The sequence below is a fragment of the Enterobacter sp. CRENT-193 genome (assembly GCF_002787395.1).
GTDB lineage: Bacteria > Pseudomonadota > Gammaproteobacteria > Enterobacterales > Enterobacteriaceae > Enterobacter > Enterobacter hormaechei_C.
This window is the reverse complement of sequence record NZ_CP024812.1, coordinates 3,251,613-3,274,648: the sequence shown is the minus strand read 5'-3', so window position 1 is coordinate 3,274,648 and position 23,036 is coordinate 3,251,613. Positions and strand designations below refer to the sequence as shown.

The window sequence follows — 23,036 nt, the reverse complement described above, 5'->3', positions numbered from 1 at the left end:
ATTTAATTACAGTGGGTTGCAAAGTTTTTTATTATAAATTAAATTATGTATTTCCCTCAAACCCAGAATAGTTAAATTGGATATTATGAAGCCTATCCCTCGTCAGATAAGCCCATCGCATCCTACCCCCTCCCTTTGCCTCTACTGAGGAAGCCTGAGAAACAGTGTCCGTTCCTGAGTCTGCGATGCTTTAAAACCATGGTGGATATAAAACGCTTTGGCTTCCTCAGTGAGTGCATGAACCATAATCGCCCGCACCCCGATATTCTCAGCTACCCGATAACAGCGTAAAACCGCATCGTGGAGTAAATCGGCTCCCAACCCGTTTCCGCGTAACGAGACATCAACTGCCAGACGGGCAAGAATAATCACGGGAATGGGATCCGGCATGTTACGCCGCAGATTCCCTGTCGCTTGCGTATGGTTAACGCTGCCGGTAGCCAGAGAGTAAAATCCCGCGACCTGCTTCGTGCCCGTTTTACAAACGACAAAGGTTCGGGCTGCGCCGAGCGCCTGGTTTTTCAGACCTCTTTGTTTTAGCCATTCGTCAAGCACGGCCTCTCCGCTGACGAACTCCGCCAGTTGATGGACGCTGGATAAGGGCTCTGGTGCTGTTACACGTCCCACTGTGGTTTCCTTGCCAGCAGTTTTTCTATGGCCGGATCGTCCGCGACCGGGGCATCGAGCATGTCAATGAACTCTGCGTACTGTTCATCGTTAAAATTGAATACACGTCGATCGAGGATCACATTCTCGGCTGCCTGACAGGCCATCTCCAGAATGAAGTCCGTGCGTGATTTATGGAGGATCTCTGCGGCGGCATCGATAAGCGCCCGCTGGGATTCTTTGGCTCTGAGATTGAGTTGAACATCTGATTTCATAGGTATACCTCTTGTATAGCAATTGCTTTACAAGCATAGCATAAGCGGTGTGTATAGCAATCGCTATACAGAGCCCGAAATTATGTCTGACCTCTCCACACCGCATATCGCAAGAATTTGCTCTCTCAGCCAGCGGTGACCAGGGTCGCGTTCCATTCTTGGGTGCCACATCTGTGAAACCATAATACGACGGCTTTTGAACGGCAGCTCGAACAGATGTACCTGGTCCGTTACCTGCTGATTGAGTAAATAGAGCGCGGGTATCATGGTGATAAGATCTGATTCCAGCGCCACGGACAGTGCCGTCGGAAATCCCGGTACGACGCTGGCGATTTTACGTTTTGTCCCCAGTTCGGCCAGCGCATCGTCAACGGAACCGTGCAACGCGCCCTCGGGTGACGCTACCACATGGCCCCAGGCGACATAATCCTTCACGCCTATTTCTGCCTGCTTAGCCAGCGGGTGTCCCTTACGCACGACGCCCACAAACCGATCCTCAAACAGTCGTTGCAGCCGTATTTCAGGCCCCATATTGCTCTGGACGCCAATCTCCAGATCAACCAGCCCTTCCCGAAGATAGCGCGACGTTTTTTCCGGCTTAGGCGCAAAGCGTATACAGACGTCCGGCGCGGCGTCGGCCACAGCCGCTATAAGCGCAGGCCCAAACGCCACCACAAAACCATCGTTTGCCCTGATGGTAAAAAGGCGCGCCAGACTTTGCGCACTGAACGTTTCAGTTGAGGGCTGCAATACCGCCCTCGCCTCGTGCACTGCACGTCTGGCGCGATCCCGGGTCGCTTCGGCCCACGGGGTCAGTACCATGTTACGTCCGGCGCGCACCAGGATCGGGTCGCCTGTAACGTCGCGTAACCTGCTTAATGTCCGGCTCATGGCCGAGGTGCTGAGGTTCAGACGACGTGCTGCACCTGCGACACTCGCTTCGCTCAGCAATATGTCGAGTGCAATCAGTAAATTAAAATCAGGATCGGTCATAGCGCTCATTCCTGTTCATTCAGATAAGGCGTTTCATGCAACGATAAAGTGCAAATGGTGCGCCTTCCGCCCTGTAAAAGCCATCTTTATAGTTTTGTCATCCATACACTCTTCTCAGAGGACAACATGATGATGCTCTTTTCCAGTCAACCCGGCGACGAAGGACTGCCTGGCCCGGCGCGCGCACGGGTGATGGCCGCAATTATGACCACCACCTTAATGGGCGTGTTTGATGGCACCATGATCAACATTGCCCTGCCCTCCATGGCTCAGGAGATGCAGGTACCTGCCAGTATTGCCGTCTGGTTCGCCAACGGGTATCTGCTGGCGGCCGCGATGTCGCTGGCGATATTCGCGGCGCTTGCGGCCCGCCTGGGTTATCGCCCCGTTTTTCTGGCAGGTCTGACAACCTTTACCCTGACATCGCTGGGTTGCGCGCTGGCGAAGACGCCCGAAGTGCTCATCGGTATGCGCGTGCTTCAGGGGATCGGCGGCGCGGCGGCGCTGAGTATTGCCCCCGCAATCCTGCGATCCGTATTTCCCGGGCGATTACTTGGCCGCATTCTGGGGTTGCACGCTCTGCTCATCGCCTCCAGCTCCGCTATCGGGCCGGTATTGGGTGGGACGATCCTTCACACCCTGAGCTGGCAATGGCTGTTTGCGATAAACGTGGTTCCCGGCACCCTCGCCTTACTGCTGGCGGTCAAAGCGCTGCCGCAGGATGCGGTTCGAAAGCAAGCGCCCTTCGACACCCCGGGCGCCATATTGTCGGCGCTGCTGCTGGGGTCGACGATCATGGCGGCGAACAGCCTCCAGGAGGCTACTTATCACCCCGGCAGTCTTTGCTGGACGGTGCTCGCTGCGCTGAGCGGCATGGCGTTTATCTGGCAGATCCGCCGCACGGATAACCCCTTGCTGCCGCCGACGATGTTTAAAAATGAACGTTTTACCCTCGCGGCCTTCACGTCAATGATTGCTTTTGTCAGCCAGGGGATCACTTTTATTGCACTGCCTTTCCTGTTTCAGAGCGAATACGGCTACAGTCCGGTGTTGTCTGCCCTGCTGTTTACGCCGTGGCCGCTAGGGATCGTACTGATTGCGCCGCATGCAGGCCGGTGGGCGGACACGATTTCAGCCCCGGCGATATCCACCCTGGGGCTGGTGATTTTTGTCGTGGGTTTGATCCTTCTTGCGACATTACCCGACCGCCCTACAATGTGGGATATCTGCCTGCGGAGTCTGGTATGCGGCATGGGGTTTGGCTGCTTTCAGAGTCCCAATAACCGGGAAATGCTCTCCAACGTTATTCGTGAGCATGCGAGCTATGCATCCGGTGTTTTATCCATTATGCGCACGTTCGGGCAGTGTCTGGGCGCCGCCGCCGTGGCCGTTCTGCTGGCCGCAGATGAAAGGTCAATTCATGTTGCGCTATGGGTCGCAGCCGCAGCTTCTGCGGTAGCGGTCGTCGTCAGCGCGAGTCGGTTGCGTAAAATCACTCATCCTGCGGAAACAGGATGAGCACGAAAATATAACTAAGCGCTACTCCAGCGCCAGCAGCGCAAAACTCGCCAGCCAGTGCCCGCCGCTGTAGTGACTGCCGACAACATGCTCCACGCTTGCCGAGAGATGGCGCGCAACGGCATCGTGTAATGGCTTCCGGGCGTGATGATTTTCCGGCAGAGCACGGGCAATGTGCTTCATACACCAGGCGCGGCTGAGGTTGAGACCGTCCAGATGCGCGATTTTCGGGTCGGTGCGGTCGCTCACCTCTGCCGGGTTCATCAGCGCAGAAACGGCGCCCACTTCAGGCAGAAACGCATCGAACCAGGCCGGGAAATCCTCCACCACCTTACTCATCAGCAGGGCCTCGGTCAGCGCTCCGGAGATATACTCGTCGCCACCCGGCTCATAATGCGCAGGATATTGCGTGTCCGCGAGGTAAAACCGCGTTGCCGCGTCCAGGATGGCGCGCTCAAGCGTGTCATCGTTCACCGCCCGGGCATAATCCAGCCCCAGCGCGAGCGCAAACGCCGTGTTGTAGTGCGTCCCGACGCGGATCGGATAGGTAAGCTTGCTGAGGTAATCCACCAGCCGCTGGCGAATATCCAGCGTTAACGGTTGCAGCGTCTGGTACCAGCGCTCCGCCTGCGGCAGTGACGATTGCTTCAGCTCCTGCGCCAGCGCCAGCAGCCAGCCGTAGCCATAAGGCCGCTCAAACGACGCGCGGAACGGCGCGGTAAAATAGGCCAACTCCTTCGCCACCTTCTCGTCGGTCAGGTGTTCTTCGAACAGAGTGATGATCTCTTCCCGGCACGGCAGTTCGGGCCAGAGACGCAGGCAGCGCAGCAGCAGCCAGTAGCCATGCACCGCAGAGTGCCAGTCAAAACAGCCGTAAAAGATCGGGTGCAGCTCGCGAGGCGGCAGAACGTCGCCGTCATCATTGAGCAGATGCATAATGTGGTTCGGGTATTCCTGACGTAAATAGGTCAACGGCATTCTGGCGAAGGCGTCAGCCTGATGTTGCGTTAATTCCATTGCAGCTCCTTAGCGAAACACGAGGAAATACATTAAGAACACGTTCACCACCAGCAGGGTTAACGCGGTCGGGATCTGGATCTTGATAACCTGATATTTGTCTTTTAGCTCCAGTAGCGCGGCGGGCACAATGTTGAAGTTGGCGGCCATCGGCGTCATCAGCGTGCCGCAATAGCCAGCGTACATACCGATAGCCAGCAGCGGCGCCGGGTTACCGTGATGGACGTTAATCAGGAATGGCAGAGCGATACCGGCGCTTAACACCGGGAAGGCTGCGAAGGCGTTACCCATGATCATGGTAAACAGCGCCATCCCCACGCAATAAATGACCACCAGCATGAAGCGGCTGTCCGGGTTCACAAACAGGCTGACCACCTTTTGTACCGATTCGCCGGTATTCGCCACCACAAACACCCCGCCGAGCATGGCGAGCATCTGCGGCAGGATCACCGCCCAGCCAATGGTATCGACCAGCCGACGCGACTGACGAACCGCATGCAGCGGCGTACCTTTTGTCAGCCACCAGCCGGTGAGGATAGCTGCCACACAGGCCACGCACAGCGCCGCCAGCGTAAGCTGTTTCTGGTCGAGCAGATAAACGCCGCCAATCGACACGCCTTTCAGAAATAGCGTCCCGATGACCGTTACCACGGGGATCATCAGTGCCGGTAAAAACAGCGAGTTTTTCAGCCGGTTCGACGAGGCAACACGCTCCTCCTCGGTGGACATTTTATAATGCCCCTTCCCGACCAGCCCGAAACCGGCCAGCAGCGCAATCACAATAACGGCGCCGCCAATAATGCGATACGCCAGGGACTTACCCAGCTCCTGCACCATCAGATCGCCAAACAGGAAGATCCCGCCAAACAGAAACCAGAACAGCGCCGTGGTATAGCGTTTCGGGTTAGCGCGATCGCGAAGGGTCATCACAACCAGCAGCATCACGACGAAGCCGATCAGGTAGTACACGCGGTTAATGGTGATGAGGGTCATCATGGTGCGATCTCCTGCGTACCCTGCTCTGCTTTCCAGGCCATCACGTCGCGACGAATGCTGGCATCGAGGCGTAGCAGACGCGTCATATGGATGATCAGTGCCGCAATGGCGGTCGGAATGGCCCACAGGCCGATATGCAGCGGTTCGATCCCCTCGATCCCGTTCTCTTTCAGGAACGCATCAATCAGCAGTACCGCGCCAAAGGCGATAAAAATATCTTCCCCAAAGAAAACCGCGATATTGTCACACGCGGCGGCATGGGCTTTGATTTTGTCGCGGATAGTCTGCGGCAGTTCCCCGTATTCATTCAGAGCTGCCCCTTCCGCCATCGGCGCCAGCAGCGGACGCACCGTTTGCGCGTGGCCGCCAAGCGACATCAGGCCCAGCGCAGCCGTTCCTTCGCGGGCAACAAAGTAGAGCATCAGGATACGCGCCGAGGTGGCGCTGGCGATCTTCGCGACCCAGGCCTGGGCGCGTTCTTTCAGCCCGTAATACTCCAATAGGCCAATCACCGGCAGGATCAGAATGAAGGTGGCAAGCGATCGGCTATTCACGAACTTTTCGCCAAAGGTTTCCAGCAGCATACCGAAATCCATGCCAACCAGCAGGCCCGTCGCAAGCCCCGCCACCACGACAACCAGCAGCGGGTTGAAACGCAGTGCAAAACCAATAACCACCACCGGAATCCCGATAAGTGGCAACAGTGTAGAACTGTCCATAAACGTTACCCTATCCAAAGTGAGCGTTGCGCGCCGACGGCTATTTTTTATACTTCGCAGCAGAGCGAAGCCGGTGCATTACGGCGCGCGATGTTGTGTTTTGCGTGAGGCTCCACAGAACCTGCACTAAAAAGCTATATCTGAACGTCAAAAACATGTAAACAATTTATCAATAAAATGTTCTTATTTTATCGACGGGTTTACATTTCGGGGGAAGGATCGTTATGACAGTAAAGAAAAAGGCGACAGCGTTAAACCACGACGATATTGCGGACGGGCGAATCGTCTCCTCCCGTCATCTCGTCTCAGAGCGGTGTGCTGAATTATCAGAGCTGGAATATGCGCTGATCATGACCAGCAATGCGTTTAACAAATGGATGGTGCGCTGCATGACCGCAGCGGGTGAACCGGATATGGGGGCCTTTGATGTTTCGCTTCTGCACCACGTGAATCACCGCAACCGTAAGAAAAAGCTGGCTGACATCTGCTTTGTGCTGAACGTGGAAGATACCCACGTGGTGACGTATGCGCTGAAAAAGCTGGTCAAGGCGGGCTACGTCACCAGCGAGAAAGCGGGAAAAGAGCTTTTTTTCTCCACTACGGAGGAGGGAAAAGCGCTGTGCATGAAGTACCGGGAGGTGCGGGAGGCCTGCCTGATCAACATTCATGCGGAAAGCGGTATTCCGGGCGCGTCGATTGGCGAGACCGCGCAGTTACTCCGCGCGATCTCCTCCCTGTATGATACCGCCGCACGCGCGGCGGCCTCGCTTTAAGGACGGCGGAACAGGGTGATACTCCGCCCGGCCAGCTCGTAATCGACAGATTCAGTGATGATTTCCCCCGTGGTGGCATCCTCCGACGTCGAGAGTTCGAGCACCCAACCCCCTTCGCCAAACTGCGGGATCTGGAATGGCACCGTACCTTCAAACGGGTTAAACAGCATCAGCACGTCTTGCCAGACGCCCTCTTCCTGCTCAAGATCAGGACGGCTGATGGCAAGACCAAGGGTGGAACCCTCGTCCCACTGTTCCGACTGCTGCGGTCCGCCACCGGCGTTAAACCAGCGGATCTCCAGCCCGTCGCGCCAGTTCTCACGTCGCAGCAGCGGCTGCGTCGCGCGCAGGGCAATCAACCGACGGGTAAAGTCGCGCAGCTTCTCGTCGTTTTCAGTGAGTCCTTCCCAGTTTACCCAGGAGATCTCGCTGTCCTGACAATAGCCGTTATTATTGCCCTTTTGCGTCCGGCCAAACTCATCGCCTGCCAGCAGCATCGGCGTGCCGTGCGAGAAGAAGAGCGTGGTGAGGAAGTTGCGCTTTTGCCGCTCGCGGGTGGCAATGATATCCGGGTTTTCCGTCGGCCCTTCCTCGCCGTAGTTATACGAACGGTTATCGTTATGTCCGTCGTTATTATCTTCCCCGTTATCGGCGTTATGTTTCTCATTGTACGATACCAGGTCGTTCAGCGTGAAGCCGTCATGCGCGGTGATAAAATTGACGCTGGCCCACGGACGACGCCCGCGCAGATCGTACAAATCACCGGACCCTAACAGACGGGCGGCAAAATCGTTAGAAACGTTATCCCCCTTCCAGTATTCACGTACCGTATCGCGGTATTTGTCGTTCCACTCACCCCAGCCAGGTGGGAAGCCCCCCACCTGATACCCGCCGGGGCCGATATCCCACGGCTCACCGATGAGCTTCAGCTTCGACAGCACCGGATCCTGGGTCACGGCATCAAAGAAGCCGCCGCGCGGATCGAACCCCTCCGGCTCACGTCCGAGAATGGTCCCGAGGTCAAAGCGGAAACCGTCAATCTGCATCGACTCCGCCCAGTAGCGCAGGGAGTCCATGACCATCTGCAACACGCGCGGGTGCGAAGTATTAACGGTGTTCCCGGTGCCGGTGTCGTTGATGTAATACCGGTGCTGATCCGGCATGGTGCGGTAATAACAGAAGTTATCAATCCCCTTAAACGACAGGGTTGGTCCCAGCTCGTTGCCCTCCGCCGTGTGGTTATAGACCACGTCGAGGATCACCTCGATGCCCGCGTCATGATAGGCACGCACCATGTCGCGGAAACCCTGGATGCCCGCCGGGCCGTAATAGCGGGACGCTGGCGCAAAGAAACCGAGCGAGTTATAGCCCCAGAAGTTTTTCAGGCCGCGATCGAGCAGGTGCTGATCGTCAGGGAACCAGTGAACCGGTAGCAGCTCGACCGAGGTAATGCCGAGGCTTTTGATGTATTCCACCGAGGCTTTATGCCCCATCCCCTCAAACGTACCGCGCAGTTCAGGCGGAATAGCCGGGTTAAGCTGGGTAAAGCCTTTTACGTGGCTTTCATAGACCACGGTATGCGGCCACGGGATATCGGGCCGGCGTGAGTCCTGCCAGTCAACGGCATTGGGGTCGATGACCTTACATTTGGGCGTAAATGGCGCGCTGTCTCGCGTATCAAAACTGAGATCCAGCTCATCGTGTCCCAGTTCATAGCCGAAGTGGGCATCGTTCCACTCAATGTCACCCACCAGTTCACGGGCATAGGGGTCAATAAGCAGCTTATTGGGGTTAAAACGGTGACCGTTCTCCGGATCGTAGGGGCCATACACACGGTAGCCATACAGCGCCCCCGGTTTCAGATCCGGCACATAGCCGTGCCAGACCTCATGGGTATATTCCGGCAGTTCCAGGCGGGCGATTTCTGTTTTTCCCGAAGGATCAAACAGACACAGCTCCACCCGCTCCGCGTGGGCGGAAAACAGGGCGAAGTTTACCCCTTTCCCGTCATAATTTGCGCCCAACTGCTGGCCATGACCGGCCCGAATTTCAAACGTTGTATCCTTTGGCATTTTTGTTCTCCTCGATTAGTCGCAGGTAAGCAGAACCAACAAACATCCCTTTTCAGACGTTAAATCCAGCGTCTCTGGCAGAAGGCGACGCTCACCGGTAAACAGATCCCGGTAGTGCTTCCCGGCCAGCTCCTGGGGTATGGCCACGATAGTGTTGGCCCACAGCATCGCATTGTCGGTGACGTCAAACACCAGACGCGGCACGGCGACGATCAGCGCCTCGTCATCTTTTATGCGGGCATAAACGATCAGATTCTCCTCCCGCTCACCGGTTACCTTCAGCGGCAGCCAGTCGCCGTAGCGGAAAAGTGCGGGGTAATGTGGCCGAAGCCGTAACAGCGTGGCGGTAACGTACTGCTTCACGCTGCCGTCTCGCCAGCGTTGCGCATCGTTAAAAACGGTGCCATCCGCTACGCTGAGGTTTTCCGCCAGTGCGGCGAAATCCGGTTCGCGGCGGTTATCCGGGTCGACGAGGCTGAAGTTAAGCCCCTCGCTGCCCTGGTAGATGTCTGGTACGCCAGGCGCAGTCAGCTTGATCACCGTCTGGCTCAGGCTGTTCATTAACCCAGCCCGAATAAACGGCTGGAGTGCGGCACTGAAATCACGCAGGAACAGGGTGTTATCCGGGGAAAGCAGATGGCGCACGTAGTCCAGGACCACGCTCTCGTAACCTTCGTTGCTGTCGATCCAGTCGGTACGCTGCTTGGCCTCGCGCAGGGCTTTCTCGATAAAGCCGAGGAAACGCTCTTCCAGTGACTTAAGGCCATCACGATCCTCAGGCGACAGGGTTGCTGGCCAGACGCCCGCCAGCGCCTGGAAGATCATCCAGGTGTCGGCGGCGTTCGGCGCGGTGCCATCGTTGAGGAATCGGACCTGCGTCTGGTTCATCTGCCGCCAGCGCGCCAGATTTTCTCCCCACAGATCTGGCGCTTCCGTCAGCGTATAGAGACGAGCTCGTGCATCCTCGCCGCGTTTGGTGTCGTGGGTGGAGGTTCCCAGCAGCGCATCGGGCTGGCGGGCAAGACGAATGCGCATTTCCTGATGAAAACGGGAAAGTGAAAACGCGCGCGGCGTCGGGTCGGCGCCGACTTCGTTCAGGGCCAGCTCCAGGTTATGGCGGAAGAACAGCGTATCCTCTACCGATTTTGCCATCAGCGGCCCGGTCAGTTGCTGAAAACGGGTGCGGAAAAGCGAGGCCAGCGCGTGGTCATGCTCCGGCAGATCGCCGGTAAGAATACGCACGATCAGGCTCAGAGCGGGTTCAGAGGCGTTGACGCTGGCGACCACACGGCTGAGCAGCGCCACATCCGGTGGCGTCAGTCCCTCAGCGGTGCCGTAGGTGCGATACACCGGAAACGCGATAAGCAGCTCACGCAGGGCATGGCGGATATCATCATGCTCCACTTCGGCGCCGTTATGCCCGGCCAGCTCGCTGGCTATTTTGAGCAACGTGGTAAATTCACCCTCAAAATTACGATCGGTCATCAGCCCTTTGGCGTTGCGAAGTTCCGCCTGCCTGTCCACGGTCGTACCCAGCGTCTCGTCGTAGAGCATCTCCAGCCGCGAGAGGTTGGTATCATCCACCAGCACTTCCGCCAGGGAGGCGATAAACTCATAACCCGTAGTACCTGAGATGGGCCACTCCGGAGGAAGCTGTTCCCCTTTGGCGAGGATTTTTTCCACCGTGATGTAGCAATCCGGTCCGGTAGCCGCACGCAGTCGCTGCAAATAGCCCAGCGGATCGGCAAGCCCGTCCACATGGTCAATGCGCAGGCCGTCGACAACCCCGGCGTGGACAAGCTCAAGGATCAGGTGGTGCGTATCTGCGAATACCGCCTCATCCTCTACCCGCACGCCGACCAGCCCGGTGATTTCAAAAAAGCGACGCCATGAAAGCTGTTTCGGCGCTTCACGCCAGGACATCAGCCGCCAGCTTTGCGCCTCGTGGATCTCAGCGATGCTCTTGCCTTCGGCATACGTGCCGGGATTAAGCGGATAGGCGGTATCATAGTAAACCAGCGCTGCGCTGTTGGTGACACTGTCACGTTTTAAGGTGATAGCCCCCCGCTCCAGCTCGGCTTCAAAGGTGTCGCCAAGAAACGGCAACGTCAGCGGTCGGGACCAGTCGATATCAAAATACGCCGCATAGCGGCTCTGCCTGCCATGTTCGATAACATCGCGCCACCAGCGGTTTTCCAGCGAGGTCGACATATGGTTAGGAACGATATCCAGAATCAGCCCCATCCCCGCCTGTTTCAGCGCCGCCGCCATGCGGTCAAACCCTTCCCGCCCGCCAATCGCCGGGTCAATTTCGTTGGGGTCGGTCACGTCATAGCCGTGGGTGGAATCCGTGGTTGCGGTGAAAACAGGCGACGCGTAAAGATGGCTGATACCGAGGTCTTTCATATACGGAATCAGGTCTGCCACGCGGTCAAAGGTCATGCCGTTGCGAAACTGAATTCGGTAAGTAGAGGAAGGGATCATAGCGCTGCTTCTCCATCAGCAAAGCGAACAACAATGCTGTTCGACGGCAGGTTTTCGACTGCCTCCGGCCAGCTAAAGATCGTTTTTCCGGGCAGGTCCGGTAAGGCGAGCGGCTTTTTGCCGATATTCAGCGCCAGCGACAACGTGCCGGACGGAAAACGCCAGCTCACGGCAACCATGCCGAGCGCCGTTTGCAGGACGTTACCCTCCACGGTGCCCCGCTGTTTCAGTAACGGGACGATAAAGCGCTGACGCAGCACAATCAGCTCGCGCGTGACGTGCAGCCACGCCCTGCCTTCCTCCGTGTCTGCCTTGTTCCAGTCAAGCTTCGACCGCATAAAGGTATTTACGTCATTGGGGTCCGGTACGGTTTCATCGTGCCCGGCATGGCCGGTAAACTCTTTCGCGCGCCCTTCCCGCACCGCTTTCGCCAGGTCGCCGTGGAAGTCGGTGAAAAAGAGGAACGGATGCGTTTCGCCATACTCCTCGCCCATAAACAGCAGCGGAATATGGGGCGACAGGAGCAGCGCCGCGAACAGCACGCGCGTTTTATCCGCCCCAGCCAGAGAGATAAGCCTCTCCCCCTGGGCACGGTTGCCGACCTGGTCGTGATTTTGAATAAAATCGACAAAAAACTGTGGGGGTTGCTCGCGACACTCTACCCCGCGCGATTTTCCGGTCTGAAGCGAGATTTCCCCCTGGTAGACAAAGCCTTCTGCCAGCGCCCGCGCCAGTTTTTTCTCGGGCTCAAAGGCAAAATCCTGATAGTAGGCGTGTGATTCTCCCGTCGCGAAGACATGCGCGGCGTTGTGAAAATCATCATTCCATTCGGCGGTGAAAAGCGGCGTCTGACCATGCTCATCACGCGGATGCAGGAAAATCACGTTGCGACTGTCTTCGGTGGTCAGATGGATATGCCGATCCGGAAAGGCGTCGCGGATCCGTTGCGCTATCTCGGGAAGAATATGGGTCTCAGCGTCGTCATGGATCTGGTCGATGGCGTCGAAGCGCAGACCGTCAAGATGATACTCCGAGAGCCAGAATAACGGCGCCTCAGCGATGTATTGCCGGACAGCTTCAACCTCATAGGCAATACCGTTGCCCCACGGGGTCATACGATCCTGATGGAAAAACGCCGGCGAGAGCAACGGCAGGTAGTTCCCTTCCGGGCCAAAGTGGTTGAGTACGATATCCAGCACCACGGAAAGCCCGAGCGCGTGGGCGGCATCAATGAAGGCATGAAAATCATCCGGTGTACCATAAGCCGAGTGCGGGGCATACAGCAGTACACCGTCATACCCCCATCCGCGCGCGCCCCCGAACTGGGACACGGGCATCACTTCCAGTTGCGTAATACCCAGTTCGGCCAGATAAGGCAGTTTGTCTATGGCCGCCCTGAAGGTTCCTTCCCCGGTGAAGGTGCCGATATGCAGCTCGTAGATCACCGTCTCTTCCCACGGTCGTCCTTGCCATTCGCGCTGAGCGGGCAGGCTGCGACGCGGGTCGATCACCACCGACGGGCCATTGACGTCAGCCTGCTGCGCGCGCGAGGCCGGGTCCGGCACCGCCATTCCATCCTGTAAAACAAACTGATACGTCGTACCGTGCCTGACGCCGGGCACGTCAATCTGAAACCAGCCGTCGCCCACCGCCGCCATGGGAATGTCGGTATCGGTTAAACGCAACGTGAGATCTTTTTGCCCTTCTGCCCAGACGCGAAAACGTACAACGTCATCGGAAATAAACTCAGCACCCCAGTGCCTGCGACATGTTCTGAATTCCATTCATTGTCCTCGAATGACCACATTTTACGCGGAACGAAATACAAGCTTAGACCAGGATCTACAGAGTGTTATGCCAGCAGGGTATGCCGCTTCGTCTATTATCTATATCTAACTCCCACTTAAGGAATACTATGCATATTCGAAAAGGATTAAGCACCGACCTTGCCCGTCTTGAATGCTGTGATTTTTCTTTTACGGTCGATGAGATTGCCAGAGAGCCTTTTCTCAATGGTGATTTGCATATCGAGGCGCTGACCGAACCTTATCTTAAAACCTATGAACTGGATCTCCAGACGCTGGAAAATCATTGCGTTAATCCGGATTCAATATTTCTTATCGCCGAAACGGATGACGGTGAAATCGCCGGTTTTATTACCGCGTCCTGCAACTGGAATAAATTTATATCGGTGGATTACATTGCCGTGGAGCGTTCAAAGCGTCGTACGGGCGCGGCGCACAAGCTGATGTCCGCCACCCACGTCTGGGCGCGAAGCCTCAATGCGCCCGGGTTACGGCTGGAGACGCAGAACGTTAATGTTTCTGCCTGTCTTTTTTATCGTCACTATGGGTTTATTCTCGGCGGTTACGATCGCTACCTTTACAACGCCCTGCCGGAAAAAGATGAGGTCGCCCTTTTCTGGTATTACATGCTGGCTTGAGAAAATATTTTATATCCGCTACCGGAAGATAGATTTGTCTGAATTTGTCAATTTTGCCCGCTTACGTTTAATTAACGACTAATCTTGGAATTCACTATTAAGGAGGCCGGTATGTCTACAGGAAATAATCACACGCTGCATTACCCTCGTCCACCGTTTGCTGAACAACCGCAAAGGGCCCCCGGGCTGGCATCGGAAATGAAGCCAATACCGGATCATGGTGAAACAAGTTATATCGGGTCAGGAAAACTGGCAGGAAAAAAAGCGCTGATTACCGGCGGTGATTCCGGAATTGGTCGCGCGGTAGCGATCGCCTATGCCCGTGAAGGCGCAGATGTCGCTATTGGCTATCTGCCGGAAGAGGAGTCCGATGCGGCATCGGTCATTGCGCTGATTCAGGCTGAAGGCCGTAAAGCGGTCGCCATTCCGGGCGACATTCGCGTGGAGTCGTTCTGCGACACGCTGGTGGAAAAAGCCGTTGCCGAACTGGGCGGCCTGGATATTCTGGTGAATAACGCCGGACGCCAGCAGTACTGTGAATCTATCGACGATCTCACCACGGCAGATTTTGACGCGACGTTTAAGACCAACGTCTATGCCCCCTTCTGGATCACCAAAGCTGCGCTACGCCATTTGCAGGAAGGCGCCGTGATCATTAACACCACTTCCGTTCAGGCGTTTAAACCGAGCGCGATCCTGGTGGACTATGCGCAGACCAAAGCCTGTAACGTAGCCTTTACCAAGTCTCTGGCCCAGCAGCTGGGACCGCGTGGAATTCGGGTGAATGCCGTCGCGCCAGGTCCATACTGGACGCCTCTTCAGTCCAGCGGCGGCCAGCCGCAGTCCAAAGTTCAGAAGTTCGGGGAAGATACGCCCCTGGGCAGACCGGGCCAGCCGGTTGAAATCGCACCGCTGTATGTATTGTTTGCCTCCGATACCTGCTCATACGCCTCCGGGCAAGTGTGGTGCTCTGACGGCGGTACCGGCGTGCTGTAAAGCATCCGCTCAGACCTATCCATTCCATGGATAGGTCACATTCACTTCCCGGCGGTTCTCAAAAATCGCAGTTGAACTATGATGAACTTACTATTGAGGAGCCCATCATGTTTACTGTGAAAAAACTTGCGATATCAACCCTGTTGACCGGTTCGGTTTTATTCTTTCCCGCTATCCACGCGGTGGCCAGCGTTCCGCAGCATGTGGTGAAACAGCAGGCTGGCGGCTACAGCGTTCAGGTTGGCGATACGATTGTCACCGCCTTTACGGACGGGAGCGTGCCGCAGGATCTGCACGCCTTACTGCGCCGGACGACGGCGGAAAATACCGATGCGTTACTGGCTAAAAACTTCCAGGCCAATCCGGTGGAAGCGTCGATTAACGCGTTCTATATCGCCATCCCCGGCCACAAAATTCTGGTGGATACCGGTTCTGGTCAGCTGTTTGGCCCCGGCAAAGGCGGGCGGCTGATTGAGAGCCTGGCGACCCAGGGCATCAAACCCGAAGATATTACCGATATTCTGATCACCCATGCTCACTCCGATCACGCTGGCGGTCTGGTTAAAGACGGTCAGCGCGTGTTTACCCGCGCGCAGGTGTATGTCGGCAAACCGGATATCGATTTCTTCTTTAACGACGAGAACCAGAAAAAGTCTGGCTATGACCAGAACTACTTCGACGTCGCGCACAAGACCTTAAAGCCCTATCTGGATGCCGGAAAAGTGACGACCTTCTCCGGCACGGAACAGCTTCTGCCGGGCATCAGCGGTACGGTTCACCCGGGTCACACTCCAGGCTCCGCGTTCTACACGCTGGAGAGCAAAGGTGAAAAAATGACTTTTGTCGGCGACATCATTCACGTTGCCGCGGTTCAGTTCCCACAGCCCAACGTGACGATTGCTTACGATGAGGATCAGGACGGCGCCGCCCGGGTGCGCAACGCTGCTTTCGCTGAGTTTGTGAAAAATAAAGCGCTGATTGCGGCGCCACATCTGCCTTTCCCCGGGATCGGCTATGTGACGAAAGGTGAGCGGGACGGCTACGCGTGGGTTCCGGTGACCTATACCAACCGTGACGCAAAATAAGATGTCCCTCTCCGATATGGATATGGACCTGATCATGACGCTGGATGCGTTACTCAGGGACCAGAATATCACCCATGCCGCCGCGCGGCTGGGCATCAGCCAGCCGGCGATGTCTGCCCGCCTTGCGCGCCTGCGCGTGTTGTTTGGTGAGCCGCTGTTTGTCCCTTCCCCACACGGACGTGGGGTGTTACCGACGCCGCGCGCCGAGGCGTTAAGGCCTCAGGTCGCGACGGTTTTGCAGGGTATATCGGCGATGCTTGAACCCACCACGTTTAACGCGCAGAACAGCAACCGCACCTTCGTGATTGCCCTGCACGAGAACCCGGCGCTGATGCTGGGGGCAGAGTTGCAGAATCAGATTAGCAGTGCGGCGCCAGGTATCCGCCTGCGTTTTGCGCTCCCGGAAACCCAACTGCTGCCAGCGCAGATGGAAAATGGCGATGTGGATATTTATGTCGGCGTTAACGCGGTGGCGCACGATGCATGGGTCAGACGCAAGCTGTTTGACGATGAATATGCCACAGCCCAGCGAAAAGGCCATCCGCGCGGTACGGGTCCGATGGATCTGGATAGCTATTGTAGCCTTTCCCACCTGGTGGTTTCATCCGAGGGCGACCCGTTCGCGGGCTTTGTCGATCAGCACCTGGCGGGGCTTGGCCACCAGCGTAACGTAGTGATGTCGACGCAAAGCTATGCGATGGCGCCTGCGATTGTTGCCGGTACCGATTTGCTCTGCACCTTACCCAGACGCATGTTGCTACGGTTTACGCAAACGCTTGATATTTTTCCGCCGCCGCTGGATCTCCCGCCGATCGTCATTGGTATGTACTGGCACCCGAAAAACAGCCAGGATCCGGCTAACCGCTGGCTGCGAGAACAGCTTCTTCAGGCCGCCGGACGTCAGGTATGATCGAGGATACTCATCAATTTTTTCAGCACCTCAGAGCGAATAATCCGGTGGCAAACCAGCGTCAGCTCGCTCTCCCGGAGTCGGTCAAGAATATCCACAAAGACGACGTTTTGTACGCATATCGCCTTCGCTGAAGCCGGCAGCATGGCGATGCCAAACCCTGCCGAGACGAGACTTATCACCGTGGGGACATCGGTGGCATTTTGCACAACGTCAGGCTGTATGCCCGCGCTGTGGCAGGCATCATAGAAATATTGCTCCAGCCCCATCCCCTCCGGGTCGCGCAGGGCGATCCACTTCTCCTCTTTCACCGACGCAAGCGTCAGCGCGGCGGAGCCCGCCAGGCTGTGTTGACGAGGTAAGGCCAGCACGGCTTTTTCCGTTGTGAAAGGACGGCTTTGCAGATCGTCAGGCAGCAGCGGTAACGGGGCACGAATAATGGCCACATCCAGCTGGTTGCTTTGCACGCCGGTATAAAGGGTTTGCACATTTCCCGTCATCATGGAAAGGCTGATGGCGGGCCATTTCTCATGTAAAAGCCGCAGCGCGGCGGGCAGCTTACTGTCGAATATCGCACTTGAAACACATCCGAGATTCAGCACGCCCTGTTCCCCTCTGGCCGTCTGTCTGGCATCCAGAATCGCCTGATCGGTCATTAAAATCGCGACTCTGGCTTTACTGAGAAACGCCTCACCGGCTGGCGTCAGCGTCAGGCGACGATTCGCCCGGCTAAAGAGCATTACCCCCAGACGATCTTCAAGCGTTTTTATCTGCTGACTCAGCGCGGGCTGCGCCATGTTAAGGCGCTCCGCCGCTCGATGCATGTGAAGCTCTTCCGCCACCACGATAAAATTGCGCATCAGTCGAAACTGCATACCATGCCTTTATTATTGATAATAAAATTCATATTAAAATAGCATAAATGATGCAATTGATAGCCCTCTTCGTCCGGTTAAGAATGGATGCATTCATCCGAGGAGGGAAAAATATGGAAAACCACATCAACGATCTCAGAAGTGCTATCGAACTGCTAAAACGCCATGAAGGTCAATACCTTGAAACCAGCCATCCGGTCGATCCTGACGCGGAGCTGGCGGGTGTGTACCGGCATATTGGTGCTGGCGGCACGGTAAAACGTCCGACGCGCATTGGCCCGGCGATGATGTTTAACGCTATTAAGGGATACCCCGACTCCCGTATTCTGGTCGGAATGCACGCCAGCCGCGAGCGGGCGGCGCTCCTGTTGGGCTGCGATCCCTCTGAACTGGCAAAACATGTCGGCCAGGCCGTGAAAAACCCGATTGCTCCCGTTGTGGTTCCGGCGGCACAGGCGCCGTGTCAGGAACAGGTGTTTTATGCCGACAATCCGGACTTCGATCTGCGTAAATTGCTTCCGGCACCGACCAACACGCCGATAGATGCCGGTCCGTTCTTCTGTCTGGGGCTGGTGCTGGCAAGCGATCCGGAAGATGCCTCACTGACCGATGTCACTATTCACCGTCTCTGCGTGCAGGAGCGCGATGAGCTCTCCATGTTTCTTGCCGCGGGCCGCCATATTGAAGTGTTCCGTAAGAAAGCCGAGGAGGCGGGCAAACCGTTGCCGGTCACGATCAATATGGGTCTCGATCCCGCTATCTATATTGGCGCCTGTTTCGAAGCCCCTACCACGCCCTTCGGCTACAACGAACTGGGTGTCGCCGGTGCGTTACGTCAGACCCCCGTCGAGCTGGTGCAGGGTGTGGCCGTAAATGAAAAAGTGATTGCGCGTGCGGAAATTATCATCGAAGGCGAACTGCTGCCGGGCGTGCGCGTAGAAGAAGATCAGCATACCCACACCGGGCACGCGATGCCGGAATTTCCCGGCTACTGCGGGGAGGCTAACCCCTCCTTACCGGTAATCAAAGTGAAGGCCGTCACGATGCGTCATCAGGCGATCCTGCAAACCCTGGTAGGACCGGGCGAAGAGCACACCACGCTGGCCGGTTTGCCAACGGAGGCCAGCATCCGTAATGCGGTGGAAGAAGCCATCCCCGGTTTTCTGCAAAACGTCTATGCGCATACCGCTGGCGGCGGCAAGTTCCTTGGCGTATTGCAGGTGAAAAAACGCCAGCCCTCTGACGAAGGGCGTCAGGGTCAGGCGGCTCTCATTGCGTTAGCCACCTATTCCGAGCTTAAAAACATTATTCTCGTCGACGAAGATGTGGATATTTTCGACAGCGACGACATCTTGTGGGCGATGACGACCCGTATGCAGGGCGATGTCAGCATCACCCATCTGCCGGGGATCCGCGGACACCAGCTCGATCCGTCTCAGGCGCCGGACTACAGCCCCTCCATTCGTGGCAACGGGATCACCTGCAAAACGATTTTCGACTGTACGGTGCCCTGGGCGCTGAAGTCCCGCTTTGAGCGTGCGCCCTTTATGGAGGTAGACCCAACGCCGTGGGCACCTGAACTGTTTAAAAAATAGCGTTAACCGGAAAATCTTCTTCACCCTTCACGGGTGAAGAACCTCACGCTGAAATTGCCGCGTCCCCTGCTTTCTTGTAACCTTTGAGCGTTTATCACATCCCCATAAAAAATGAGACTACCGGACGCCTATGACAGCACATGTTTCCAACGATCCTTTGCATGGCGTAACCCTCGAAATGCAGGTTAACGCGCTGGTTGCGCGATATGGCTGGAATGAACTGGGCAACCGAATCAAAATCAACTGTTTTCGCAAGGACCCGAGTGTTAAATCGAGTCTGAAGTTCCTGCGCCGCACCCCATGGGCGCGGGCGGAAGTTGAAGCCCTCTACCTCGACTCCCTTCACGATGACGGTAACGGGGAACAGGACGAACCGGCGTTTAATCCCTGGACGGATAGCCGGACACCCAGGAGCTAACACGCAAATGATGCGACACGTAAAACGGACTGGCGCGCTGCTTGGCTGCGCGCTTTTACTGGTAAGTTGCACTTCCAAACCACCTAAATCACTCGTAACCCCTCTGCCGCAGGCGAAACCTGTACAGCAGACTAAAGAACCCATGCGCGGGATCTGGCTGGCGACCGTCTCCCGTCTCGACTGGCCTCCCGTTTCATCGGTGAATGGCCGTAGCGCGGACCAGCGCATCGCCCAGCAACAGCGGGCGCTGACGGACAAGCTCGATAAGCTGAAAAATCTTGGGATCAACACCGTCTTCTTTCAGGTAAAACCGGACAGTACGGCGCTGTGGGCTTCTAAAATACTGCCCTGGTCAGATACCCTGACGGGGACTATCGGGGAAGATCCCGGTTACGATCCGCTTCAGTTTATGCTGGATGAAGCGCACAAGCGTGGGATGAAGGTTCATGCCTGGTTTAACCCATACCGCGTTTCCACCAAGACGAAGCCGTCGACCATCGCCGCGCTTAACCGCACCTCGTCGCTTCATCCTTCGAGCGTGTACGTCCTGCATCCGGAGTGGATCCGCACCTCGGGGGATCGTTTTGTTCTCGACCCGGGCATTCCCGAGGTGCGGGACTGGATAACCCAGGTGGTGATGGAAGTGGTAAATCATTACCCTGTCGACGGCGTTCAGTTCGATGACTATTTTTACACCGAGACGCCGGGCTCCCCCCTGAATGATGCCTGGACCTTCAGGCGCTATGGCGAAGGATTTGCGTCAAAAGCGGACTGGCGTCGACACAATACGCAGCAGTTGATTGTGCAGGTCTCCAGGGCGATCAAGCAGGCTAAACCTGAGGTCGAATTTGGCGTCAGCCCGGCGGGGGTCTGGCGCAATCGCTCCTTCGACCCGGCAGGCTCGGACACGCGCGGCGCCGCAGCCTATGATGAATCCTACGCTGACACGCGCAAATGGGTACAGCAGGGATTACTGGATTACATTGCGCCGCAGATCTACTGGCCCTTCGCCCGCGACGCGGCACGTTACGATGTGCTGACAAAATGGTGGGCTGACGTGGTGAAACCAACCCATACCCGTCTGTATATCGGGATCGCGTTCTACAAAGTGGGCGCGCCTTCCAGAAACGAACCGGACTGGACGGTGAACGGCGGCGTACCGGAGCTGAAAAAACAGCTCGACCTCAATGATTCACTGCCAGACGTTAAGGGCACCATCCTGTTCCGTGAAGACTATCTTAACCAGCCGCAGACGCAGGAAGCAGTAAATTACCTCCGGGGACGCTGGGGTAGTTGACTGAAAAAAGGCAGAAACGTCCTGTTTCTGCCTTTCTTTTTACGGCTTCGGTCCGAACATTGCCTCAAGCTGTTTTGCATCTGGCATACCCACGACCTGTTGCAGTTCGTTTTGCTCATTCAGGTAATAAATAGCCGGTGTGGCATTCGCGCCGAGACTGTCCATGAGCGTCTGGTGATTTTGCAGGATCTCAACGGTTTCCCGGGACGCCGCTCCTTCAGGTTTCGGCAGCTTTTTACCGCCGGACAGCTCGTACGCTTTCCAGGCCGACACCGGATCTTTCGCATTCAGGATCGCGGAGGCGTTACGCCCGCTGTTCGGGTTAAGAAACGCAACCAGCAGCGTGTTGAGCTGGACCTTGCCAGCCTTCACCCACGGCTGCGCTTCAGCCCAGAACTGCTTGCAGTACGGGCAGAACGGGTCGGCAAAGACGAAGACTTTGCGCGGGGCACTCTCCGCGCCCTCCTTCAGGGGATGCGCCGCATTGAGCTTTTTCCACATCTCGCGGCCCATCGGGGCGTAGATCTCTTTCTGGAAAAAGGCCTCGCTGAGGTTGGTTCCCTTCTCATCATACAGATAGCCAGACACGACGTGCTTTCCGTCAGGGGTCAGAAAGAGCGTCACGCCCATGTCCTGATATTGCCCCAGCCACGCTGGCGCGCCGCCGGGGGCGTCAATTTTCTTAATGATCTTGATGTCCTGCTGTTCACTGAAGTGCTTCACCACATCCGGAAGCGACTCCTCTGCCCTGACCAGCCCCGAAACCATCAGAGCAGAGAGTAACAGCACCTTTTTCTTTGCTAACCGTTGAAGCATAACGACCCCTCTAAAATATTGTTTTTCAGAGTGGTCGAAGTTTATTGCCCTGTCAACGCTTCATAAATATCCTTGAGGCGACTACGCAAAAATCGCACGGCTTTGTGTTTGCGGGATAATAACGCCTGCACACTGTCGCCTGTTTCCTCTGCCAGCACCTTCATGCTGTAGCCCTCAAATTCCGTTTTTTCAAACACCTCGCGCTGAGGTGGCGGCAGTTCCGACAGGGCTTGCCCCAACTCTTCCCATAGCAGCATGTTGAGATACTCCTCCTCCGGCGTTTGCGGTACGCCGAATAACGTTTCTGCAATCTCCTGCTCCGGAAAGTCCTCGTCATCTGCTGTCAGGTACCCCGGCAGTGAAACCTCGTGCTTTTTTCGCGCCCGGTCGATCATCTCATTTCGTGCGGCGCGAAACAGCCAGGCGGCGACGTTCTCGACCGGTTGTTCCACTTTCATCAACTGCCAGGTCACTTCCTGAAGAATATCATCGACATCATCACGAACCGCAGTCCTTCCGCGAATGAAGGCTTTTAGCCGCGTGCGGCAGGCATTGAGTGCCGAGATCAGTAATGATTCCCCCGCCTCACCGGCTTTCATATCGCTCACTCGGCTTCCGGCGCTTTCGCACCGTTATCATCTCGTTTTTCATCCCGGCCATCGTGCCACCGGCAATGACCGTGGCGCCCAAATCCCGCCCGACGCTGCTGAATGAAGGCCTCACGTTGTTCGGGGCTCATATTCATCCATTGTTCGTGCATACGGCGGTGCGCACCGAACATACCGGGACGGAAACCCAGCCCACCGAAAAGAATGCGGCTCAGCAGCAGGATCCCCAACGCCTGCCAGAAGCCAATGGCTTTAACCCCCAGGATGGCCGGGAGCAACGCGTTCCACAGGGACATGACCAGCAGGCCAAGCACCACGAACAGGACTGCGCCAATCACGATGCCCTTACCCATACGATGGCGGCCCAAGCCACGCCCGTGACCTTTTCCGTGCATATCAAAATTTCTCATGTGTGCCTCGTTTATGTTGAATGATTATGGTCTCTGATGAGGTAGACGGATGAGAAACAGAAATATTGCCGGGGAAAGAGAAAATTTATGTGATAGCGGCGTTGTATGGATAACAGTATTGGCTGAAGGA

22 protein-coding genes are annotated in these 23,036 nt (G+C 56.4%); 9 read left to right on the top strand and 13 right to left on the bottom strand.

Annotated elements, in window-relative coordinates:
* Positions 1 to 141 precede the first annotated feature (141 nt).
* From CU081_RS16335 to CU081_RS16325, 3 genes are all read right to left on the bottom strand, one after another.
* On the bottom strand, positions 142 to 627 hold the full coding sequence (locus CU081_RS16335; protein ID WP_003857133.1) for a GNAT family N-acetyltransferase: 486 nt from the start codon (positions 625 to 627) through the stop codon (positions 142 to 144).
* Complete coding sequence (locus CU081_RS16330; RefSeq protein WP_003857131.1) at positions 615 to 881, bottom strand: type II toxin-antitoxin system TacA family antitoxin; 267 nt, start codon at positions 879 to 881, stop codon at positions 615 to 617. The genes CU081_RS16335 and CU081_RS16330 overlap by 13 nt, the downstream gene beginning before the upstream one ends.
* Before the next feature lie 63 nt (positions 882 to 944).
* Positions 945 to 1,874: a LysR family transcriptional regulator gene (locus CU081_RS16325; protein WP_022651200.1), complete on the bottom strand. Its 930-nt coding sequence runs from the start codon at positions 1,872 to 1,874 to the stop codon at positions 945 to 947.
* Between the two features lie 129 nt (positions 1,875 to 2,003).
* Between CU081_RS16325 and CU081_RS16320 the strand changes: the two genes are divergently transcribed.
* Complete coding sequence (locus CU081_RS16320; RefSeq protein ID WP_032645625.1) at positions 2,004 to 3,392, top strand: MFS transporter; 1,389 nt, start codon at positions 2,004 to 2,006, stop codon at positions 3,390 to 3,392.
* A gap of 21 nt (positions 3,393 to 3,413) precedes the next feature.
* On the opposite strand, the gene CU081_RS16315 is transcribed toward CU081_RS16320, so the two are convergent.
* Genes CU081_RS16315 through CU081_RS16305 form a run of 3 tightly spaced genes read right to left on the bottom strand, consistent with a single transcriptional unit; the run spans position 3,414 to position 6,124 of the window.
* Positions 3,414 to 4,409: a DUF2891 domain-containing protein gene (locus CU081_RS16315; protein WP_003857125.1), complete on the bottom strand. Its 996-nt coding sequence runs from the start codon at positions 4,407 to 4,409 to the stop codon at positions 3,414 to 3,416.
* Between the two features lie 9 nt (positions 4,410 to 4,418).
* Complete coding sequence (locus CU081_RS16310; RefSeq protein ID WP_022651202.1) at positions 4,419 to 5,405, bottom strand: DUF979 domain-containing protein; 987 nt, start codon at positions 5,403 to 5,405, stop codon at positions 4,419 to 4,421.
* Complete coding sequence (locus CU081_RS16305; RefSeq protein WP_003857121.1) at positions 5,402 to 6,124, bottom strand: DUF969 domain-containing protein; 723 nt, start codon at positions 6,122 to 6,124, stop codon at positions 5,402 to 5,404. The genes CU081_RS16310 and CU081_RS16305 overlap by 4 nt, the downstream gene beginning before the upstream one ends.
* A 224-nt stretch (positions 6,125 to 6,348) precedes the next feature.
* Between CU081_RS16305 and CU081_RS16300 the strand changes: the two genes are divergently transcribed.
* Complete coding sequence (locus CU081_RS16300; RefSeq protein WP_022651203.1) at positions 6,349 to 6,897, top strand: winged helix DNA-binding protein; 549 nt, start codon at positions 6,349 to 6,351, stop codon at positions 6,895 to 6,897.
* Here the strand turns inward: CU081_RS16300 and glgX are convergent.
* The 3 genes from glgX to treZ are packed head-to-tail and all read right to left on the bottom strand — an operon-like array spanning position 6,894 to position 13,237.
* Complete coding sequence (gene glgX, locus CU081_RS16295) at positions 6,894 to 8,969, bottom strand: glycogen debranching protein GlgX (RefSeq protein WP_023324662.1); 2,076 nt, start codon at positions 8,967 to 8,969, stop codon at positions 6,894 to 6,896. The two genes, CU081_RS16300 and glgX, sit on opposite strands and share 4 nt — an antisense overlap.
* Before the next feature lie 15 nt (positions 8,970 to 8,984).
* Positions 8,985 to 11,453, bottom strand: a complete 2,469-nt coding sequence (gene treY, locus CU081_RS16290; protein WP_022651205.1) for a malto-oligosyltrehalose synthase — start codon at positions 11,451 to 11,453, stop codon at positions 8,985 to 8,987.
* Entirely contained in the window at positions 11,450 to 13,237 is a 1,788-nt protein-coding gene (gene treZ, locus CU081_RS16285) for a malto-oligosyltrehalose trehalohydrolase (protein ID WP_022651206.1), read from the bottom strand. Before treZ ends, treY begins: the two co-directional genes overlap by 4 nt.
* Before the next feature lie 131 nt (positions 13,238 to 13,368).
* On the opposite strand from treZ, the gene CU081_RS16280 reads away from it, so the two are divergent.
* From CU081_RS16280 to CU081_RS16265, 4 genes are all read left to right on the top strand, one after another.
* On the top strand, positions 13,369 to 13,896 hold the full coding sequence (locus CU081_RS16280; protein WP_003857109.1) for a GNAT family N-acetyltransferase: 528 nt from the start codon (positions 13,369 to 13,371) through the stop codon (positions 13,894 to 13,896).
* 111 nt (positions 13,897 to 14,007) lie between these two features.
* Positions 14,008 to 14,892 (top strand): SDR family oxidoreductase, encoded by an 885-nt coding sequence (locus CU081_RS16275; protein WP_022651207.1) that lies wholly within the window; start codon positions 14,008 to 14,010, stop codon positions 14,890 to 14,892.
* Positions 14,893 to 14,999: 107 nt separating this feature from the next.
* Positions 15,000 to 15,977: an MBL fold metallo-hydrolase gene (locus CU081_RS16270; protein ID WP_022651208.1), complete on the top strand. Its 978-nt coding sequence runs from the start codon at positions 15,000 to 15,002 to the stop codon at positions 15,975 to 15,977.
* A gap of 1 nt (position 15,978) precedes the next feature.
* On the top strand, positions 15,979 to 16,887 hold the full coding sequence (locus CU081_RS16265; protein ID WP_022651209.1) for a LysR family transcriptional regulator: 909 nt from the start codon (positions 15,979 to 15,981) through the stop codon (positions 16,885 to 16,887).
* Here the strand turns inward: CU081_RS16265 and CU081_RS16260 are convergent.
* Positions 16,878 to 17,762 (bottom strand): LysR substrate-binding domain-containing protein, encoded by an 885-nt coding sequence (locus CU081_RS16260; protein WP_003857101.1) that lies wholly within the window; start codon positions 17,760 to 17,762, stop codon positions 16,878 to 16,880. The two genes, CU081_RS16265 and CU081_RS16260, sit on opposite strands and share 10 nt — an antisense overlap.
* A 113-nt stretch (positions 17,763 to 17,875) precedes the next feature.
* Here CU081_RS16260 and CU081_RS16255 point away from each other — a divergent pair, with 113 nt between their 5' ends.
* The 3 genes from CU081_RS16255 (at position 17,876) to CU081_RS16245 (ending at position 21,072) form a co-directional block, all read left to right on the top strand.
* On the top strand, positions 17,876 to 19,357 hold the full coding sequence (locus tag CU081_RS16255; RefSeq protein ID WP_039268892.1) for a UbiD family decarboxylase: 1,482 nt from the start codon (positions 17,876 to 17,878) through the stop codon (positions 19,355 to 19,357).
* 130 nt (positions 19,358 to 19,487) lie between these two features.
* The gene (locus tag CU081_RS16250; protein WP_003857097.1) at positions 19,488 to 19,775 is read left to right on the top strand and encodes a VF530 family DNA-binding protein; all 288 of its coding nucleotides are present in this window, start codon (positions 19,488 to 19,490) and stop codon (positions 19,773 to 19,775) included.
* A gap of 7 nt (positions 19,776 to 19,782) precedes the next feature.
* On the top strand, positions 19,783 to 21,072 hold the full coding sequence (locus tag CU081_RS16245) for a glycoside hydrolase family 10 protein (RefSeq protein ID WP_022651211.1): 1,290 nt from the start codon (positions 19,783 to 19,785) through the stop codon (positions 21,070 to 21,072).
* Positions 21,073 to 21,111: 39 nt separating this feature from the next.
* Here CU081_RS16245 and dsbG read toward each other — a convergent pair whose 3' ends face one another.
* From dsbG to CU081_RS16230, 3 genes are read right to left on the bottom strand one after another with little or no spacing between them, the layout of a single operon-like run.
* Positions 21,112 to 21,888, bottom strand: a complete 777-nt coding sequence (dsbG, locus tag CU081_RS16240) for a thiol:disulfide interchange protein DsbG (RefSeq protein WP_022651212.1) — start codon at positions 21,886 to 21,888, stop codon at positions 21,112 to 21,114.
* 41 nt (positions 21,889 to 21,929) lie between these two features.
* Positions 21,930 to 22,487 carry an RNA polymerase sigma factor gene (locus CU081_RS16235; protein ID WP_022651213.1) on the bottom strand — a complete coding sequence of 186 codons (558 nt, stop codon included), beginning with the start codon at positions 22,485 to 22,487 and terminating at the stop codon, positions 21,930 to 21,932.
* 5 nt (positions 22,488 to 22,492) lie between these two features.
* The gene (locus CU081_RS16230; RefSeq protein ID WP_015570500.1) at positions 22,493 to 22,906 is read right to left on the bottom strand and encodes a hypothetical protein; all 414 of its coding nucleotides are present in this window, start codon (positions 22,904 to 22,906) and stop codon (positions 22,493 to 22,495) included.
* Positions 22,907 to 23,036 lie beyond the last annotated feature (130 nt).